Source organism: Roseivirga sp. UBA838 (assembly GCF_002296035.1).
Classification (GTDB): Bacteria; Bacteroidota; Bacteroidia; order Cytophagales; family Cyclobacteriaceae; genus Roseivirga; species Roseivirga thermotolerans.
The window spans coordinates 138243-157701 of sequence record NZ_DBHC01000032.1 but is presented as its reverse complement, the minus strand read 5'-3'; the positions used below and the strand labels follow the sequence as shown (position 1 = coordinate 157701).

The following is a 19459-nucleotide window of genomic DNA, read 5'->3' as shown; positions in this document are numbered from 1 at the left end:
CTCCACCATACTTCTGTTTTCTGCGGTGTTGTTGCTCAATGATGCTGTTTATCCAATATTCATATTACAAGGTTTTGACCGACTGTCGTGGATTTCTAAGAGTAATGCTATTGCTAAAATCCTGTATTTAATTCTGGTTGTATTAGTGGTTCAAGGTCCAGATGATGCTAAATGGGTTAATTTTATTTTGGGATCATCTGGAGTAGCTGTTAATCTGGTTCTGCTTGTTTTCATTTACCGATACGAGTCCATTCGTTTTCAATGGATTGAGCTGTCCAACATTTTTTCTAGGCTCTTGGATAATTTTCAGTTTTTTTCCTCCACGATTGCTTCTTATGTGCTGGTAAATGGAGGTTTTATTTTGCTTAGCAATTTTGTTACAAATACGGAGCTTGGTTATTACGCGGTTGCTCAAAGAATTTCAGTATTGCTGCGCATGATCCCTGTTTTTATTACTCAATCTATTTTACAGAAAGCAACCCGTCTATATGAAGCAGATAGGGGAGCATATAGGTCATATGTAAAACGTAGTTGTTTCAACGGAATGTTAATTACACTTGCAGTTGGGGTGATTGTATCAGTTTCGGCACCATGGATCATTGAGTTTCTTACGGGTAACAGAGTTACATTAGCTATTAAACTCACTCGGCTTTTGTCATTTTTGCCATTTATGGGCATGCTAAACGTACCTAATATGATTAAAATTCTTGTAACGGATAGAAAACAAATATTGGCCCAGGCTATTTGGATTACGGCTTTAGTTATGCTCCTGTTGAGTACGGCAGGAGCTTATTTTTATGGTAGCTTGGGTATGGCATTGGCTTTAATGGTGTCAGAAGTTTTCAATTATTGGATACACCACTACTTAATTGGCAAGGTAGAGGTTAGATCCAATTTTACTTCCAAATAAAACCAGGTAACCTAAAAAAACGAAGGATCTTGTTTATTAGAGTAAGGATCTTATGCTTGAGTACTGAACCTTTGTTGCTATGGTAATTGTGACTGTAACTTTCTACCCCACTTTTTAGATCCATCGGTTTGGGACGTTGGCGTTTTTCAATAACAAGTACACTATCATAAAAGTGCATTGAGTCAGTAGTTCGTGTAAAAGAGTCAGGCTTAAACCCTGCTTGTCTGCTATGATAAGCATTCAGTTGGTCTATAAGCCTTTTACTGAACTCAATGAAGGTTTTTCGCCTTCTTACCCCTCCTCCATATTCAAGCCAATAGGAAGTGTGCAAGTCTTCGCAGACATATACCCCTTCCTCTTTCACGTGGGTATACATTTCTTCAAAAGTAATGCGTTGTTGTTTCATTGTATGTCCGCCATCGTCAATTAAAATATCTATCATTGGAATTTGAGCTTTTAGCTTTTGAAGAAAAGCACGATCTGTCTGAGAGCCAATATGAATGTGAATGTTTTCTTCTTCTAAGGACTTGCAGTTGGGGTTAATATCTACTCCATGGATTTCTACCTGACTTCCAAAATAGTCTTTCCACATTTGGAGGCTGCCCCCCTGAAAAACCCCAATTTCTAAGATCACAATAGGTTTGTTTCTGAACCGACTAAAATGGCGTTCATAGATATCGAAATAGTGACTCCATTTATGAATCAATCTTTTATCATTAGAATTGAAGTACTTCTCTAGGTCAGAACCACTGGTGTTAGGTATATCAAAACGCATGAAACGGAAATTACTCAGTGATTTATAAAAACATAAACTAGTGTGGGGCTACCACCAAAATCAAATTTAATTGGATTAGCTTGCTATTGCGGATTTTGACTAAGATTTTCATGAAAGTTTTGTAGAAAAGAGTAAGACAAATCTTTTCTCTGGTTTAATACCATACTTTGATAAAGTATCTAAATGAAAAAGAGTGTTGTGGTCACTGGTGTGGCAGGTCTGATTGGAAGCCGATTGGCAGACTGGCTAGTTGAAAATAAACCCGAATATGAGATAGTAGGGATTGATAACCTGAGTGGCGGATACCGATCGAATATATCTGATAAGGTAACCTTTTATGAACTTGACTGCTCGTCTACCGAGGTAAAACAGGTTTTCGAAAAGCATAAACCTGAATACGTTTTCCACCTGGCTGCTTACGCTGCTGAAGGGCTTTCACCATTTATTCGAAAGTACAACTATCAGAATAACCTACTGGCTACAGCCAATATTATTAATGAGTGTATACGACATAGCGTAAAAAGGTTAGTTTTTACTAGTTCAATGGCCGTTTATGGTAATGGGAAACCACCTTTTGAGGAATCACACCAACCAGCACCGATTGATCCTTATGGTATTGCTAAATATGCTTGTGAGATGGACATTCAGGTAGCGGGTGAGCAACATGGTCTGGATTGGTGCATTATTAGACCGCATAACGTTTATGGAGTCAAACAGAATATCTGGGACGTCTATCGCAATGTGTTGGGAATCTGGATGTACCAACGTTTAAACGATCAACCTCTTACAATTTTTGGAGACGGTAGTCAAAGAAGAGCATTTAGCAGTATCAATGATTTTGTGGAACCATTGTGGAATGCGGCTGTAAACGAAAGAGCGTCACAACAAATTATTAACCTTGGTTCTGCCATAGAATATACCATCAAAGAGGCTGCTGAAATTTTAATTGACGTAATGGGAGGTGGTGAGGTGCAATTCTTACAGAAGCGGCATGAAGTAAAAAATGCGCATCCGAGTTGGCAGAAATCTGTTCAAATTCTGGGGTTTAAAGACAAAACCGATTTAAGAGAAGGGTTGGCTGAAATGTGGAACTGGGCAAAGTTGCAACCCAATAGGGAGCGGTTTGTATGGAAGGAGTATGAACTGGATAGTGGGATCTACGATTTTTGGAAAAAACCTAATAAGGCCTTTTCCGCTTCCTAAAAGTTCCTATTTATCAGCTATCAGCAGAACAGGAAACTTGAGTATACACTCCCCTTTGAACTTGATGGCTTTAATCAGTTTCATGATTAACGGAGAGCTTTCAATAAGCGTAATCCACTTATAACTGACTCTTATTCTTCTGAATAAATAATATTTAAGTTTCGGGATGGGGATAATGGTTGAGAACCTGGTGAAGCCTATTTCTTGTAATAGTCTAACCATCTCAGAGTGGGTAGATTCATTGACATGGCCTCCTTGTGCCGGAGTTTTTCCTGATTGAGAGAAATCTTTGATTCGGGTCACATCCCAGGGACCAAAGAGTCGGTTGGGCATAATAATGATTAATTTTCCTCCATTGTTCAGGCTCCCATAGATGTTTTCGAGGTGTGTCTTGGCATCATCATATACCAAATGCTCAATTACATTGTCAGAAAGAGCCACATCGAAGTGTTTGTCAGGTTGATAGTTGACGATATTCGCTTCTACAAAATCAATTTTCGAATGCTTTTTAAGCTCTGTTGGTATATACACATCTATACCGACAAGTTGCTTTACAGGAAGGCTCTCATCAATGCTCTGTAGCATAAAACCCTGTCCACAACCAAAATCAACAATTGACTTATTCTTTAATTCTGGCTTAAATAGTTTGACATACTTCTCCTTTGGGTTTTTGCCAGAGAGTTTACTATTATCCCGAGCATAGATGGGTATAAGCTTCGAATAAAATTCATCATATAAGAGGCTTCTTTTTTCAGGGTTGCTCTCATTCTTCAGCAATTGATGGTAGTGTTCCTCTACTTCAAAGCCCTTAACTAAAACCTCTCTGGACAGATTCTCTGATCTGGCATATTTATCAATATCTGGGTACTCTAAATAATCGCTATTTTTTTTCATCTTTGACCCTTCTCAGGAAGACCTCAAAAGTATTGATTTTCATAAATACGAAGCTAAAATTATAGAAATGAGTCTCCCAGACCCATCTTATTTCCCATCATTGGCCATAGTGATAGTTAACTGGAATAGTTATGAGGTTACTGCCAGCTGTTTGGAATCTCTTCGGTCTCTGGATTATCCCAAGTTTACGGTAGTGGTAGTTGATAATGGTTCCGAGGATGACTCTGCTAATCGACTAATGTCCAGTTTTCCAGAGATTACACTTTTGAGAAATACTGAAAACTTAGGATTCACCGGAGGTAACAATACTGGAATTCAGTTTGCTCTCGAAAATGATTTTGAGCTTGTGATGCTTCTGAATAACGACACTATTGTCACACCAGATTTGGCTGGTTTGTTGGTGAAAAGACTTGTTTCTGACCCGGATATAGGTGCTGTTCAACCTAAAATTCTTTACAATAAGGAAAGAGATGTGATTTGGAATGCGGGAGGTGTCTTTAACAGTTTCTTTTTTACCTCTAAAACTAGAGGCTTTAATGAGAAGGATCGAGGACAATATGACGAGTCTAATGAAGTCGATTGGATCACGGGTTGCTGTTTCCTGACCCGGTCAGAGATTATCAAACAAGTTGGGCTGTTAGACCAGAAATTCTTTATCTATTATGAAGATAGTGACTGGTCGTTTAAGATCAGAAAGCTGGGATATAAGCTTGTCTATGATGGTTCTTCCATAGTTTATCACGAAGTTGGAATGTCTGAAGAAAACAGAAAGGGGCACAATGAGGGCAATGTTTCTCCATTTGCTCATTACATGGTCATCAGAAACCACCTGTACATGGTTAGAAGGTATGCAAGGGGAGTCAGTTTAATCGGGGCCTGGCTAAACCTCACGGGCAAAATAGTATTGAGGCTCGGGTATTTTGTGATAAGAGGAAGGTTTAAAAAGCTAAGGTTTGCATTGAGGGGTGTCCAACATGGTATGACTCGCTAAATATCTGAATGAAGCACTTTTAGAAATCAATGAAAATAGTTCAGGTTCATAATATCTACCAGGGAAAAACAGGTGAAGAAGCCGTACTGAAAGAAGAGAAATTAGTCATGGAGGAAAATGGCCATGAAGTAGTCCAATTCATTAAGGACAACTCTGATTTAGATAGCTTTTCGAAACTTGAGAGGATTAGAATGTTACTTTCTCTGAACGCTTCAACAAAGATTGCTGATGAATTTGGGCAACTACTCGATACTGAAAAACCTGATGTCTGCCATGTGCATAATACATTCCCAATAATAACCCCCGTTGTTTATGAGGTATGTAGGTCACGGAAAATCCCTGTGGTTCAAACCCTGCACAATTATAAAATGATATGCACCAACAGTCTGCTATTCCAGAAAGGTGAGGTCTGTGAGCTGTGCATCAATAGGAGTCTTTATCATTCTATTCAGTACAAGTGCTATCGGGGTTCATACCTGGCAACTGCTGCTCAGGCACATGTTATTCAGCATCATAGAAATAAGGGTACCTGGGACAATTTAATTGACAAATACATTTGCCTTACCGAGTTCCAGAAACAGAAGCTAGTATCGGGAGGCCTACCAGAGGCAAAAGCTGTAGTTAAACCTAACTTTTTAACTCAGGCAGGAACGAATATCGAGCATGGCTCATTCTTTCTTTTTGTTGGAAGACTCAATGATTCGAAAGGTCTTCAGGATTTGCTGCAGCTATTTAAGCATAACAAAACCTCTCGGTTCATACTCATAGGTAAGGCTGAGGACCCTGCAATATTTAAAGAATTCCGGAATGTGGATTATTTGGGTGAGCAGGAGAGGGATGTAGTATTAGAACACATGAGAAAGTGTAAAGCAGTATTGTTCCCTTCTAAGTATTACGAGGGAATGCCTATGGTAATACTTGAAGCATTTTCTCATCAGAAGCCAGTAGTCGCCAGAAATACAGGAGCCATGTCTTCCATGATTGAGCATGAAGTTAATGGTTTGAAATACGACCATACCCAGGATTTCCTCAAGGCCGTAGAACGACTGGATAAAGACGAAGATTTGGTTGAATCTTTTGGGAAAAATGCTCTTAAGTCTTATTTCGAAAAGTATTCAAAGGATAAAGGATATTCGAACCTACTTAATATCTATAGCTCAGTGCTCAGTCATTGATTTATTGATAAATTTGGTTCTAGCCTGAGTCGATCTGATGATTTTAGTTGCCGCCATACTTCTTATACTTTATATAGCTTTTTTTGGCTATACGATACATCAGGTAATAAGGGGGAATCTACAAAGTGTCTTTTTGTATGCCGTTACTTTCTTTCCGGTTTATGCTCTTTTCTTAACCAGTAATTTTGATGCTTTTGGATCGCCTTTGATGATTAAGCTGATTCAATATTCTAAGGAGGTTATCATTTTTAGTGCTTTTGGACTTTGGATTTTTGGCCAAAAGAGACTTCTGGATAAGACATGGGACATTTCGGGCTTGGACAAAATTTTTCTGGCGTTTATTGGGCTGGCAATACTCTTTTTCGCTCTGGGCCTGGGTGAGGCAACAGTAACCAATCGTGCTATTTACCTTAAGAATATATTCCTAATCGGTATTTTTTACTGTTTTGGGCGTAATGTCAATATCAGTTTCAGTGAGTGGAATAAGGTTGTTAAGGTCATATTCATTACTACTATTCTGGCATGCGTTTTAGTGACTTTTGAAAAAGTTATTGGCACTCATTTTCATACCATTGCTGGATATGCTAAGTACAATACCTTTTTCACCGGAGAGGAGCCACAAGGTAGTTACGGCTTAGCTTGGACTTTTGAAGCTGAAGGAGGGCGGCCTAGGTATGGTGCCTTCTTTGCACATCCATTAGAGCTGGCTGCTTCTATGTTAGTTGTAGCATCTATTGGTGTAATATATCTGGTCTCGGTGCCATATAGGTCGAATAAGTTCAAATACTTGGGCTTCCTGTTTTGCGCATTTATTTGTCTATTATTTGCCTACTCAAGAGCATCATTTGCTTCCTTTTTTCTCTTGCTAGGGTTTATGGCTCTGATGCTGAGATATTATAAGCTAATAGGTGTTGCTTTGAGCATATCAGTCGTCATTGGTGTCTACATAGTATTCTTTGCTGCCAATGATATTCTATATTTTGTGATAGATACTTTAACATTCCAGAACTCATCAAGTCTCACGCATATAGTAGATTGGCTGAATGCAGTAAACAGCATTATCTCAAATCCTATGGGTATTGGTTTGGCTATGAGTGGAAATGCAGGAGGGGTTGAAAAGGACCTGATAGTTGGAGGTGAAAACCAATACCTGATATATGGTGTACAAATGGGAGTCATTGGTATGCTTCTCTATATCGGAATGCTGTATTATGGTATTAGAAATTCGTGGAGAGCCTTTAGGCTCTCTCCTTCAAGAAGGGATGGGGTTATCCCATTTGTAGCGGCTTCTGTTAAGTTTGGTATGCTATTGCCACTCTTCACGGCAAATGCAGAAGCTTATATCTATGTTTCCCTGATCTCATGGTGGCTGATAGGTCATGCGGAGACCTTGTATCAAAAATTTAGAAGACCAGTTATGAAAGAAGGTGACATCGCATCCGGACGTCTTGAGATGAGCAGATGAAGAATAGGCCCAGGGTACTTATAGATTCTTTTCACTTAATCCAGGCACTAACAGGAATTAGAACCTATACAGTTCAGTTGTTATCTGGTTTAGAGGAATTGGACCAGTCGGAGGTCGAATACATTATTTATCCTAATTGGAGGAAGCTCAATGGGACAACCTTTCTTCGCGGAAAGGTTAACCCACTGAAGAAAATCCTGAACCATGTTTTATACTTTCTTTGGAAGCAAGTTGTATTGCCTACTCTAATCCTATTCAAAAGAGTCGATCTGGTAGTGACTATAGATTATCTCTTGCCATACATGAAGTTTGGAGCCCGAAGCATTACCGTTTTTCATGATACATTTTATTGGGAATTGAAGGGTAACTATAACCCACTGTGGAGAGCCTATTTTTTGAAATCTGTAAAAGCAGGACTCGATGGTGATACACAGATAGTAGTCACAACAAACTATATTGGAGATAAGGTAAAAAGGATTATCACGGATGAACATCAACTCCAGGTAGTTTATCAGGCGCCTAAAGAGCTGCCTCAGTCAGGTGAAAAATCCGATATTTCAGATCTACCTGAAGAAGCAAAATACTTTCTTCATGTTGGTATTTTTGAAAGCAGAAAGAACATTGATGTATTAGTTCGTGCATTCAGTCAATTAATAAAGCACGAATACTTTAAAGACTTCTATTTGGTCTTGGCTGGAGGTAGGGGTGTCGGAATTTTTCATGATGACTATTCCAAGATTTTGAATGTAATACATGAGTTGGGAATTGGTCATAGAGTACTGATTCCTGGGTTTGTGCCAGATCATCAATTGGGTACTTTATATAAAAATGCATTTGCCTATGTATTTCCCTCCAGGGAGGAGGGCTTTGGAATTCCGGTAATTGAAGCAATGAGGTCAGAAATACCGGTTATAATTTCAAATCAAGGTGCACTAATGGAAGTAGCAAATTCTTCTGCTTTGATTTTCGATATGGATGATGTAGACTCACTCGTTGAATGTATGCTTCAATTAAAAAAAGAAGAATCACGGGAGTCTTGGATAAAAAAGGGTAGCAAAAGGGCTATGGCCTTTTCAAAAGATAGATTTGCCGAAACATTTCACACAGTGGTAAAAAGTGCATTGACTCAGAAGTAGAGAAATAGATGTCAAATCAGAATAGCTTGAAAAGTAACTTACGTATTGGGTTTATCACAGCACTTGATCCAGAAGATAAAAGAAGTTGGTCCGGCATTTATTATAGAATGTACCAGGCGCTAAACGAACAGTTTGAGAAAGTGAATGCTCTGGGTCCAATCAGACTAAACCTTATAGACACTGTCAAAATGAACCTGAGTATTCTTCTGTTCAAAGTTTATCATCTTTTTCGATATGGTACTAAAACAAAAAGCATTCATTTACCGGCTAGAAGCAAAGCATACTCAAGGTTTTTTGAACGGAAATTAGAACATTTAAATGTTGATGTTCTTTTTGCTCCGGTGGCTTCATTGGAGATTGCCTACTTGAAAACGAGCATTCCTATCTGCTATTTTTCAGATACCACTTTTGGTCAGCTATGGAGCTACTATCATGATGAAAAAGGAATTTCTCCACTAGTAAAAAAACTGGGCAATAGAATTGAGCAGTTGGCAATTGATAATTCAACCTCTCAGGTTTTTTCTTCGGAATGGGCGGCTCAATATGCCGTGGATTTTTATGGTGCAAATTCTGTGTTTGTAACACAATTGGGAGCCAATATGGACATGGATAATGATCTGTCTTTGAATTCCAGATCATTAAAAGACCAAATCAATTTGTTATTCATAGGGGTAGACTGGAATAGAAAAGGAGGAACAATTGTATATAAGACTTTTAAATCTTTGTTGGACAAAGGGTACAAAGTTTCATTAACCGTTTGTGGTTGTGTCCCCCCCCATGAACATCCCAATATGAAAGTTATCCCATTTTTGAATAAAAATATTGAAGAAGATGTAAAGAAGATGAGGCAGTTGTATGAAGAAGCGGATATTTACTTTATGCCCACAAGAGCAGAGACCTATGGTATAGTTTTTTGTGAGGCAGCTGCTTTTGGTTTACCCGTTGTTTCTACAAACACAGGAGGTGTTTCCTCAATAGTTGAAGATGGAAAAACTGGTTTTTTACTCCCTCATAACGCAGATACTAGTGACTATGTAGATACAATCGAAAGGCTTATTGGTGATGAGAGGTTGTATAGGAGCTTTTCGATTAATGCCAGAAAGAAGTTTGAATCTCAGCTCAAATGGAGTTCATGGGCAAAAGAGACCAGAAAGATTCTTGAGCAGACAGCTAAGGGTTTAACCAGATAATTGGACACTGTAAATGTTAGAGCATTATACAAAACATAAGCTTTTTGTGCCTGAGTATGCCAATGTTGACTATGATTCAGCATCAGACATTATAATATATTGGGCTGAAAAGAGAACTAGCTTTGGTGTATCGGCTTTGGCTGTGCATGGTTTGATGGAAAGTGTAAAAAACCAAAGTCTAAAAAGAATCATTAACAAGATTGACCTGATTGTTCCCGATGGCCAGCCGGTTCGTTGGGCACTCAATAGCTTCTATAAGTTGGGGATGAAGGATAGGGTATACGGACCCGAATTGACATTGCGAGTTCTTGAAAAAGCCAATGAAAAAGGGCTTAAGGTTTATCTTTTTGGGAGTACAGGGGACACTTTGGGTAAATTTCAACGCTTCATTGAAAGAAGATTTCCATCCGTAGTGATTTGTGGAGTACACCAAGACCGTTTTAGAGAGGCAACGGATGAAGAGGATGAGGAAGATATTAAGAAAATCAATGATAGTAGAGCACACATTGTCTTGGTTGGAAGAGGCTGTCCAAGACAGGAGTTCTGGGTTGCCAATCACAAAGGAAAGGTCAACGCAGCTATGATGGCAGTGGGGGCAGCATTCGATTTTCATGCTGGTACATTAAAGCAAGCGCCATCTTGGATGCAAAAAAATGGTCTGGAATGGTTTTTCCGTTTGCTTATGGAACCTAAAAGGTTGGCAAAAAGATATTTCATAACCAACAGCCAATTTATTTTTACCTACTTAAAATTTAAGCTGTTTTATCGAGAACCATATCGACTCAATTAAATGAAAAAATTATTAGTCACCGGTTCGGCTGGTTTAATAGGTAGTGAGGTAGTGTCTCATTTTGCCCATAGAGGCTGGAAAGTTGTTGGTATTGACAATAACATGCGTGCAGATTTCTTTGGTGAAGGAGGCGATACACAATGGAATGCGAAAAGGTTGGTAACAAAGTATAAGAATTATCAGCATTTTAACATCGATATAAGAAATAGGGGAGATCTGGAACAATTTATAGGTGATCAAAGACCTGATGCTATTGTTCATACGGCCGCCCAACCAAGTCACGATTTGGCCGCTTCGCGGCCCTATGATGATTTTGATGTTAATGCTGTTGGCACCATGAATCTTTTGGAGGCTACCAGAAAATACTCTACTCAGATTCCGTTTGTACACATGTCTACTAACAAAGTGTATGGCGATGCTCCCAATAATCTCAGTTTGGTTGAGCATGAGACTCGTTGGGACTATGGAGATAAGGAATACTTCAATGGCATTAAAGAGAACTTTACTATAGATCAATCAAAGCACAGCATTTTTGGGGCTTCTAAAGTGGCGGCTGATGTAATGGTTCAGGAGTATGGTAGATACTTTGATATGCCTACATGTTGCCTACGTGGAGGTTGTTTAACAGGCCCCAATCATAGTGGAGTGGAACTTCATGGCTTCCTTAGCTATTTAATCAAGTGCAATATCATTGGTAAGCAATACACGATTTTTGGATATAAAGGAAAGCAGGTAAGAGACAATATTCATTCTCATGATGTGTCCACCTTCATTGAGTGCTTTTTGGAAAACCCTAAAAAAGGGGAGGTGTATAATCTAGGAGGAGGTAGAGAAAACTCAGTTTCTATTTTAGAGGCCTTCGCCCTTATTGAATCCATTTCTGGTAAGGCTATGAACTATGTGTATAGCAGTCAAAACAGGTCAGGAGACCACATTTGTTACATCTCAGATTTATCTAAAATGAAATCGCACTACCCTGCCTGGAGTATAACCAAGGACTTAAAAACTACCTTTCAAGAAATTTATGATTCTTGGCAAGAGCGCTTAAAACAGCGAGTACGATAGTTTAATATCTAGATTCCAGTTATTCCTATCTACTCCTGGTGTATCGGGAAATGCATGTGGATCATTTGGATCAAAAAGCACTTCCCATTGATAATTTAGAGAGTAAGTGTAGAACAGAGATGCGTTTAGAAAGAACCTGTCAAACCTCTTTTCATAAAAAGCATGTACACTGTAATCCACCCAATATCTGGTAAAATCTTTGATTGTGGCTGAACTAAAATTGTCTGAAAAAGCAAATACGTTGAAGTCATTGTTGTGTACAAAGCGCTCTATTGCCCCCCCAACTCTATCGAAACCCTTAACCTTGGAAACCTCTAAGTACTGAGCATTTCCCCCAGGGCCTAAGGCAGACCCTAATACTTCTCCATTGTTCGTATAGCCATGTCTTACCCTTCCATGGATATACCAACTCAAAGAGTTTCTTAATAGTCTACTCTCAGTTTGAGATGTTTGTGTCCACTCAAAATTAAACTGCCAAAACTCGTTTTCTTTTATGGTTGGAAACAACTTACTTACTCCAACAGTCAGCGCTCTTGAGTGATCTGTATCTACCAATAAATCTCTAAAATTTATTGGCGCATCATTCTTGGCAAGTTCAAAATAAAACTCTGCATTAGAATCAAACCAAATCCATCTTCCAAAGATGCCAAAAGCTTGATCCTGTGCCAGATTGAAACCAAATTCCTCTCTATCATTTTTACGAAAAAGGTTCTGGAAAACAGGAAAGTAACTTCCAGTTGACTTTGCATTCTCATTATATTGTTGCACCCATCGTGTCATTCCCAATGAAAGACCTTTTATCCATTTAGGAGCATAAGAAAGGGAAAGGGCTTGAAAATATCTCCAATCATCGGGCTTAGGGCTGTAAAGAATTCTTCCTCTAATTACAACATCGTGAGCAGGAGGCTTATAGCCAGAGCCAACTAACTTTCCTGTTATAAATTGCCATTCAAACGAGCCAATTTGAGTCTTAATTGGCTTTTGTGTATTAAAAGTGAAATGAGGAAACCCTTCCGCATTATTACTCATCATAATACTGTTTCTTATTGCAGGTCCCCACCACAAATTTTCAGTTGATATGCCAAGGGATAACCCCCATTTATTAAGACGTATACTTGACTGGCCTGGGGTTAGTTTTGTGTATGTATTTGTGCCATATCGCTCTGGCTGATCTATACTATTAAACCATATATATCTGATTTGCCAGGTACTTTCGTAATGCCTTGGCCATAAAGGGAACCCCTGATAATTTCTATTTTCTGCAATGACAAGTTCAGGTTTGATTTGTATCGACAGTGGACCAACCTCAGTATAAATTCCCCCAGAAACTAATGTTTGTATACCTCTGGACCGGATCATTGCGCCATCATTTCTACTATCAGGATGGTCGCTGTCGAAGGCCAGATTTAGACTGGCAGGTAGAAGAGTTATTTGAGTGTCTCCCTTACTGTTCGGCAGTTTTTTAAAGTAGTCGTATTTATTAAAGACCGCTGTGTCAATACTCAAGCCATTTTTTGAAAGGTTAATAGGCCTATAATTAAATGAAAATGATGAGTCAAATTTGCCTAAGAGCTGTTGTCTCCTGAGGTAGGATTCTATCACAGGAGAGCCAACGGGGATTGTTTGTGCTTTCACAAAAGCAATAGTGTGGATAGCAACAAGGATCAGGAAAATGTTTTTTCTCATCAATTTACCTTCTGATTAATGATATGTTTAAGTTGTCAAGAGACCAACTCTCTTCACAAAGAGGTGGGAATGGGGCATCCTGTTTGAGCCTGTCATAGAAAGCAATTACCATTGAGCTTTCTCGGTGAGGGAATATCTTTTCAATTTTATACAAAGATGTACCATAAGGTGAATCAGCATAGAGACATCTTCCCTGCATATATTTCACTGCTGCCCCAGTTCTTGCATCATGGTAAAATGGAAATTCATTTGGGTATGACTGGCCAAAGCACCAACCAGGCTCACAAGGACCATTTGAAAAAGTAGTTTCAAAATAGATTTTTTCTGATGACTTAACATTCTTGTGAGGATCAAACTCAATGATCCAGGCATCATGATCAGGTAAGCCAGTACCAGAGTCATTAGAGTTTCCTTCCCATGTATCATGGATGTAAAGATCAAAGGTCAATTTGACATAGTCGTGCTTGGGAAGGCCTTGCCATTGAACTGAAAATCCAGAATTATTGAATGGGCCTAATACTTTATCACCATCGAATTCAGAAACATACACACTGTCTATATTGGTATAGCCAGATTCGAAATCGTAGAAGTAAAATGGAATTTCAATCGGCAGTTCGTCAGGGCTACAACTAAATATTAATAACAAACCAAAGGTTAGACAAATTAGTCTTTTGGAAAGGTTGATTAACATGGTTGTTTTTCAAATATAGAATAGACTCTTGCTCGCATACCCGATTAAGATATTTGACGTATTATATTGCGACTAAAAGTAAAAAGAATTGATTAAACGTATAAGTGCTTTTCTTTTAAACATTGGTCTAATTTGGTTCAGTTGCTTCACTCTGGCGCAGGCGCAAGAAGCGGCTGACTCACTTTTACTTAAGGCATCTACTGGGGTTCTCCTAAGTACAGAAGAATTTAACCCTTTCTACTTGGTTCACAATCGGTGGGGTACTGTTACCAATAAACAGGACGCTTTTATACAGGTAGATGGTAATTACCGAACACGAATAAACAACTATTGGTCTGCTAATTTTGGAGTCGGATTAAGGAATAGTGATGTATACAAGGCTTATGGAAGTGTTTCTTTTCGCAGGTTTTCGCTATGGGCAGGCGTAAACCCTAGAATTATTGGTGGAATTCAAAACAACCGGTTGACTACAGGTAGCCTTTCCAACGGATACAATGCTTTGCCTCTACCAACAATTGGCTTCGAAATTCGCGATTTCATCAACCTCCCCTTGACTTTCGGTTATCTTAAGTTTCGTGGTTTCGTTAGTCACGGTTGGTTTGAAGAGGACAGATACATAAGCCAACCCCTTCTTCATCAGAAGCAATTTGAAGTTGTTCTGGATTTGGAAGAACATATTGGGCTGAAAATTTATTCATCGTTGATTCACTCTGCTCAATATGGAGGAACAGATCCTTCAGGAGAAAAGCAACCCTCCAGTTTAAAAGACTTTAAGAAAGTGTTCTTAGGTAGTGGAATACCTAATCCTCATGGTGGTACCGGAGGCGAGGCCAATGGATTGGGTAATCACTTAGGAATTACTGAGTGGACCATAGATAAAAAGCTGGGCGATTGGCGATTAAGTTTAAATTACCAAAAGCCATTTGAAGATTTAGGTAGTATTCAATACATCAGCTTCAAAGATTTTCTCGCAGGGGTTAGATTAATGTTCCCGCCAAAGTTTTTAGTGAGCGAAATATACTTCGAACTGGTAAGGTCAATGTCTCAGAGCGGCCCGGGTTTACCTGACGCTACGGATGAGGTTCAAACCATAGAGGACAATCACGGATATAAATTCGGAGGCCGCGATGATTACTTCAATAATTGGCTGTATCAGTCAGGTTGGACACACAAGGGAAGAATTATCTCTAACCCATTATTTCTAACATATGCCTGGAGCGGTCAGTTTTTGGGAGTGTTTCCCAACTACGAGAATGAAATCATCAGTAACCGGTTAAAGGCCTATCATTTCGGTGCAATATTGGAGCCTGACAAAAGCTTAAGTCTGAGAGTAATGCTTACAGCCACGGAAAACTTTGGAACTTATGCAGGTTTATATGAAGGGCGCTTTGCCTGGAACGGAATCATAGAAAATAATGACTTTGAATATGTGTTCCTTGGAGGCAAGTGGCAGTTTTATAGTTTGATTGAAGCCTCAAAAGAAACCAAGTTACTTGGTAAACCGGTATTCATAAATGGACTTTTAGCAGTAGATAGAGGGGAGCTTTACAATAATTTAGGTATTGAACTTGGAGTGACTTTTGTATTAAAATCGTATTAAATCTTTCAAGACATCTTACTTTCAATCTTTTGATTGTTATTTTTGTTCTTGGCATATCATAAAAACACACTGTGAAAAAGCGATTTCATCGGTACTTTCCTCCACTGTTCATTGCTGGTGAAGTATTAGTATTAAGTGCTATTTTCTTTATTGCGCTTTTTATCGCATTTGGTTCTTTTAGGCTAGAAGAAACCTACTTCTATGCCTTTCTGATATATATTCTTGGCTGGCCAATATATTCTTATTTGAACAGGGACTTTAAGATTGGAAGAGCTGTGAGCTATTACAGCACATTCAAGAAGGCCTTCACAAGTGTATTCGTTTTTGTTTCAATCATTTCCCTTTTGTGGCTGTTTGTGGCTGAAGAAGAAATTAACCGGCAGTTTATCATGGCTCTGGTGCTTTTTCTATTCGTGTGGCTCACAATATATCGGGTTTTTGTTCACTTGGTGTTAGACAGATACAGGGCTTTTGGAGGAAATATTCGTCATGCAGCCATAGTTGGGTACGATAAACTTGGTTTTAGACTATATGATTTACTAAAAAGAAAGCCACATTACGGAATAAGGTGTGAGGGAATTTACTCAGTGCATGATGTGCCTAGCAGACGAACTAAGTATCCTTTTTTGGGTTCACTGGAGGGGTTATTGGAAGACAGGCTAGAAAAGTACGATTTCGTATACCTAAGTGACCGGTTGCCCAAGGTAGTTAAAGATCAGGTGATTCAAACTGCCGATCAATATGCCAAAAAAGTAAAACTGTTACCTGAATTAAAGACCGACATACTTAAAACTTTTGTTCTTCGCAGGTATGAGTCAATCTCAGTGATTGATGTGAATAACTTGCCGTTAGATCGAGCTTTCAACCGCTTTGTGAAGCGTTTATTCGATGTTGTTTTCTCCACTACCATTATCATATTGGTACTTTCATGGATGATTCCCTTGTTTGCATTGATTATCAAACTACAGAGTAATGGATCAGTGTTCTTCAAGCAATGGAGGGAAGGAAAACAAGGGGAAAAGTTTGTATGCTTAAAGTTCAGAACAATGGTGATCAATAAAGAAGCTGATCATATGTGGGCAACAAAGAATGACCCAAGAACTACCTCGTTCGGTTCTTTTTTGCGTAAGACATCATTAGATGAATTTCCGCAGTTTATCAATGTTTTTTTAGGACAAATGTCTGTAGTTGGACCGAGACCTCACCCTCTGTCTTTGAATAACGAGTACAAGGATAAAGTGTACAAATTTGCCAAACGGCACGAATCAAAGCCCGGTGTAACGGGTTTAGCTCAAGCGATGGGATACAGGGGTGAAATAACCGATTATTTTCAAATGAATTCAAGGGTTAAACTGGATAGGTTTTATCTCCAGAACTGGTCTTTCATTTTAGATATTAAAATTATTTTCCTTACACTTTTTGGAATAGCGAAAGGCCAAGAAAAGGCTTACTAGTGAAGTAGAAGGTACGAATAACTCAGTCCAACAGCCAGGTTCTTACCACCTCCTATATTGCCTTCCTGAAAATTGATTTTTACACCTAGCTCGGATTTTTCGTTCAGTTTTCGTAGTAGCTCAAGATCTACTGACCAAAGTTTAAGAGGAGGGTCAATGAGTTCCAATCGTCTTCCCTGATTCGAGAAGTTAGTTACTTTCACATGGTATTCTACTTTTTTTATTTCTCCAGAAACTCCAAAATTCCAGGCATTCACCATGTTGAATATTCCAGCGTAGCCTCCGGAACTCAGTTGCTGACGAATAAAGAGGGGGCTACCAATAACTTGACCGGCATATGTCCACCCAGAGGAGTATACTCCATTGTTCAGAAAATCATCGGGTTCAAGAAACATCTTACCGTCATTATCAAACTTTACGGCACCCTGGTCGTTGGTGCGGACTATTTCCAGCAATATATGCTTGAGCCAGGGAGTATTCAAAAAACCTACTTCTATTCCCACCAGGCCATCGCGCCAATTCCAAGGAGTTAGTCCTGAAGTGTCTTCCCACATAAACTGCCAATAATTACGAAGGGTAAAGGTTTTAAATTGGTAACTTCCGTTTATTTCGTAGGTGCCTAGATGATTTCCAAGGGCATTTTGCTTGTCTGTTTGCAGGGCGTCTTCACCTCCGTTGCGTCCAAAAAAAATTCTCGTGTAGTTTTTAAATCCTGTGGGTTGAGAATATTCGGTAGTAATATTCTTGCCTCCCCATTGCGCGTTATGAATTAACCCAACTCCAAGTTTCAATCGGTTTTTGGCCAACCGACTTTGCAGGTGAAATGATTTATGGTGCAGAAAAGCTCCGCTTTGAACACGATCCTTCTCAAACCACCCGTGAGCCAAGTAAGCTTTATAATAAATATTTCTAGGGAAGAGAGGAGAGGGTTGCCAGCCATTCGTGGCTATGGAGATTTTGGGGATTGGTCTGGCATTGGTATTATTAATGAGGTTTCCCAATGATAGGCGGTGTTGATATTCTCCAAAAAACTCCTCGTCTAAACCCGCTTTGAGTTCGATAAATGAAGAACGAAAGCCAATGTTGCTTTGAATAATACTTGGCCTAATATCTTGGGCAAGGCTGGTAGAAACCTCTGTATCCCAAAAAAATAAAAGGTCCAGCGGCAGCTTATATTCTCCGTAATACCAAAGTTGATTATGGATTTGGCTGGAAGAGTTTCTCTGTAGCCTGCCCGAATTTTGGTTGACCCACCAGTATGGTAAGGACTCTCCTCCGCTTACGAGAACAGAGCCAGATAACTTCAATGTTTGAGTTACATTTTTTGAGCTGTCTGTTTGTCCCAAAAGAATAAAACCCGGCAATAAAGTACCAAGGCTAATGAATAGAAAAAGTCTCACCATATAGGTGAGACCCAAGAAGTTCATTAAAGGTTGTTTCACTTGATGTATTTTGCGAAGTCTTTGTGTTCTTTTTTGTGAAGCTTTTCTATGGGAAGGGACTTAAAGTAATCATAAGTAATTTTCAAGCCTTCACTTCGTCCTACTTTGGGTTCCCAGCCTAAAATCTCTCTGGCTTTTGTAATGTCCGGTTTTCGTTGCATCGGGTCATCCTTGGGAAGCGGCTTGTATATCACTTTTTGACTGGTTCCTGTTAGACTAATAATCTCTTCGGCAAACTGTGCAATCGTGATTTCATCCGGGTTGCCTATGTTAACAGGATAAGGGTAATCTGACATTAATAATCGGAAGATTCCTTCAACCTGATCATCAACATAACAGAAAGACCTGGTTTGACTACCGTCACCGAAAACCGTTAAATCTTCTCCTCGAAGTGCCTGGCCAATAAAGGCTGGAAGTACACGACCATCGTTCAATCGCATTCTTGGCCCATAGGTATTAAATATTCGCACAATGCGAGTTTCCAAACCATGAAATGTGTGATAGGCCATAGTCATTGCTTCTTGGAATCTTTTAGCCTCATCATAAACTCCTCTAGGACCTATGGGATTCACATTGCCGTAGTACTCTTCGGTTTGAGGGTGAACCAAAGGATCGCCATACACTTCGGAGGTAGAAGCTATTAGCATTCGAGCATTTTTGGCTCTCGCCAACCCAAGCAAATTGTGAGTACCCAATGAACCAACCTTGAGTGTTTGTATAGGTATTTTGAGGTAGTCTATGGGGCTGGCGGGCGAAGCAAAATGGAGTATATAGTCCAAGGTACCTGGAATGTGTACATATTTTGATACATCCTGATGATAGAACTCGAAGTTCTCTAATGGCATCAAATGCTCAATGTTTTCCATGTTTCCAGTGATCAGGTTGTCCATTCCGATCACATAAAAGCCTTCTTTGATGAAACGGTCACATAAATGTGAACCAAGAAAACCAGCGGCACCTGTAACTAATACTCTTTTCATAATTCTATTTAC

General features: G+C 39.2%; 17 protein-coding genes. 11 read left to right on the top strand and 6 right to left on the bottom strand.

Annotation, left to right across the window (positions count from 1 at the left end; genetic code table 11):
- The coding region (locus tag B3O12_RS11175; protein WP_286756345.1) for an oligosaccharide flippase family protein at positions 1 to 910 on the top strand (910 nt) is incomplete at its 5' end.
- On the opposite strand, the gene B3O12_RS11170 is transcribed toward B3O12_RS11175, so the two are convergent.
- Positions 897 to 1685: a class I SAM-dependent methyltransferase gene (locus B3O12_RS11170; RefSeq protein WP_286756344.1), complete on the bottom strand. Its 789-nt coding sequence runs from the start codon at positions 1683 to 1685 to the stop codon at positions 897 to 899. The genes B3O12_RS11175 and B3O12_RS11170 overlap by 14 nt on opposite strands.
- A gap of 183 nt (positions 1686 to 1868) precedes the next feature.
- Between B3O12_RS11170 and B3O12_RS11165 the strand changes: the two genes are divergently transcribed.
- A complete protein-coding gene (locus B3O12_RS11165) occupies positions 1869 to 2888 on the top strand; it encodes an NAD-dependent epimerase/dehydratase family protein (RefSeq protein WP_286756343.1) in 1020 nt (339 codons plus the stop codon).
- 6 nt (positions 2889 to 2894) lie between these two features.
- Here the strand turns inward: B3O12_RS11165 and B3O12_RS11160 are convergent, their stop codons facing one another.
- On the bottom strand, positions 2895 to 3782 hold the full coding sequence (locus tag B3O12_RS11160) for a class I SAM-dependent methyltransferase (protein WP_286756342.1): 888 nt from the start codon (positions 3780 to 3782) through the stop codon (positions 2895 to 2897).
- Between the two features lie 67 nt (positions 3783 to 3849).
- On the opposite strand from B3O12_RS11160, the gene B3O12_RS11155 reads away from it, so the two are divergent.
- The 7 genes from B3O12_RS11155 (at position 3850) to B3O12_RS11125 (ending at position 11594) form a co-directional block, all read left to right on the top strand.
- Positions 3850 to 4773: a glycosyltransferase family 2 protein gene (locus B3O12_RS11155; RefSeq protein WP_286756341.1), complete on the top strand. Its 924-nt coding sequence runs from the start codon at positions 3850 to 3852 to the stop codon at positions 4771 to 4773.
- Positions 4774 to 4802: 29 nt separating this feature from the next.
- A complete protein-coding gene (locus B3O12_RS11150) occupies positions 4803 to 5948 on the top strand; it encodes a glycosyltransferase family 4 protein (RefSeq protein ID WP_286756340.1) in 1146 nt (381 codons plus the stop codon).
- Positions 5949 to 6264: 316 nt separating this feature from the next.
- Entirely contained in the window at positions 6265 to 7413 is a 1149-nt protein-coding gene (locus B3O12_RS11145; RefSeq protein ID WP_286756339.1) for an O-antigen ligase family protein, read from the top strand.
- A complete protein-coding gene (locus B3O12_RS11140) occupies positions 7410 to 8549 on the top strand; it encodes a glycosyltransferase family 4 protein (RefSeq protein ID WP_286756338.1) in 1140 nt (379 codons plus the stop codon). The genes B3O12_RS11145 and B3O12_RS11140 overlap by 4 nt, the downstream gene beginning before the upstream one ends.
- Before the next feature lie 26 nt (positions 8550 to 8575).
- Positions 8576 to 9739: a glycosyltransferase family 4 protein gene (locus B3O12_RS11135; RefSeq protein WP_286756337.1), complete on the top strand. Its 1164-nt coding sequence runs from the start codon at positions 8576 to 8578 to the stop codon at positions 9737 to 9739.
- A gap of 13 nt (positions 9740 to 9752) precedes the next feature.
- On the top strand, positions 9753 to 10529 hold the full coding sequence (locus B3O12_RS11130; RefSeq protein ID WP_286756336.1) for a WecB/TagA/CpsF family glycosyltransferase: 777 nt from the start codon (positions 9753 to 9755) through the stop codon (positions 10527 to 10529).
- Positions 10530 to 11594 carry an NAD-dependent epimerase/dehydratase family protein gene (locus B3O12_RS11125; RefSeq protein ID WP_189628585.1) on the top strand — a complete coding sequence of 355 codons (1065 nt, stop codon included), beginning with the start codon at positions 10530 to 10532 and terminating at the stop codon, positions 11592 to 11594. It abuts the gene before it with no gap.
- On the opposite strand, the gene B3O12_RS11120 is transcribed toward B3O12_RS11125, so the two are convergent.
- Complete coding sequence (locus tag B3O12_RS11120) at positions 11574 to 13280, bottom strand: capsule assembly Wzi family protein (protein ID WP_189628584.1); 1707 nt, start codon at positions 13278 to 13280, stop codon at positions 11574 to 11576. The genes B3O12_RS11125 and B3O12_RS11120 overlap by 21 nt on opposite strands.
- Positions 13281 to 13284: 4 nt before the next feature.
- Positions 13285 to 13971: a hypothetical protein gene (locus tag B3O12_RS11115; protein WP_286756335.1), complete on the bottom strand. Its 687-nt coding sequence runs from the start codon at positions 13969 to 13971 to the stop codon at positions 13285 to 13287.
- 88 nt (positions 13972 to 14059) lie between these two features.
- Between B3O12_RS11115 and B3O12_RS11110 the strand changes: the two genes are divergently transcribed.
- Entirely contained in the window at positions 14060 to 15571 is a 1512-nt protein-coding gene (locus B3O12_RS11110) for a capsule assembly Wzi family protein (RefSeq protein WP_286756334.1), read from the top strand.
- Between the two features lie 71 nt (positions 15572 to 15642).
- Positions 15643 to 17025 carry an exopolysaccharide biosynthesis polyprenyl glycosylphosphotransferase gene (locus tag B3O12_RS11105; protein WP_286756333.1) on the top strand — a complete coding sequence of 461 codons (1383 nt, stop codon included), beginning with the start codon at positions 15643 to 15645 and terminating at the stop codon, positions 17023 to 17025.
- Here B3O12_RS11105 and B3O12_RS11100 read toward each other — a convergent pair.
- A complete protein-coding gene (locus B3O12_RS11100; protein ID WP_286756332.1) occupies positions 17022 to 18452 on the bottom strand; it encodes a capsule assembly Wzi family protein in 1431 nt (476 codons plus the stop codon). The genes B3O12_RS11105 and B3O12_RS11100 overlap by 4 nt on opposite strands.
- Positions 18453 to 18463: 11 nt before the next feature.
- Complete coding sequence (locus B3O12_RS11095; RefSeq protein WP_286756330.1) at positions 18464 to 19447, bottom strand: UDP-glucuronic acid decarboxylase family protein; 984 nt, start codon at positions 19445 to 19447, stop codon at positions 18464 to 18466.
- Positions 19448 to 19459: the final 12 nt, after the last annotated feature.